The organism is Deinococcus rhizophilus (assembly GCF_030271215.1).
GTDB classification, from domain to species: Bacteria; Deinococcota; Deinococci; order Deinococcales; family Deinococcaceae; genus Deinococcus; species Deinococcus rhizophilus.
This window is the reverse complement of the sequence record NZ_JASNGB010000408.1, coordinates 1-450: the sequence shown is the minus strand read 5'-3', so window position 1 is coordinate 450 and position 450 is coordinate 1. Positions and strand designations below refer to the sequence as shown.

Sequence of the window (450 nt, the reverse complement as noted above, 5' to 3'; positions counted from 1 at the left end):
GGTCACGAAAAAGGTCGCGGGAGCCGCGTGACGGGCCAGCACGGCCAGCAGTTCAGGGGTGCGCTCGCCCGGACCATCGTCGAAGGTGAGGGCCACCCTCGGGCGGTCGCGGCTCCCCGGACCCAGCGCCCCCCACCCGGCGGCGCGGCCCCCCACCTCGGCGGCGAGGACGGACCCCAGCGCGGCGAGGACCGCCCACCTCCAGAGGCTCATGGGCCCGTGCCCGGCCTGCCTGCTACCCTGGCGCGGTGCCAGAGGTCAGCAGGCCGGAGTTCACGGTCGTTATCCCCGCACGCAACGAGGCGGCCTCCTTGCCGCTGACCCTGCGTGCCCTGCAGCGCCAGACGCTCGCCCCACGCGAGGTCATCGTGGTGGACCACGCCAGCCACGACGGCACGGCGGCGGTCGCGCGGGCCTGGGGAGCGCGGGTGCTGGAGTGCCGCGAGCCGG

2 protein-coding genes are annotated in these 450 nt (G+C 76.0%); one reads left to right on the top strand and one right to left on the bottom strand.

What is annotated here, in order from left to right; all coding sequences use genetic code 11:
- On the bottom strand, positions 1 to 213 hold a 213-nt coding region (locus QOL99_RS17600), incomplete at its 3' end, for a polysaccharide deacetylase family protein (RefSeq protein WP_285525701.1).
- Positions 214 to 248: 35 nt separating this feature from the next.
- On the opposite strand from QOL99_RS17600, the gene QOL99_RS17595 reads away from it, so the two are divergent.
- A partial coding sequence (locus tag QOL99_RS17595; protein ID WP_285525700.1) for a glycosyltransferase family 2 protein occupies positions 249 to 450 on the top strand: 202 nt, incomplete at its 3' end.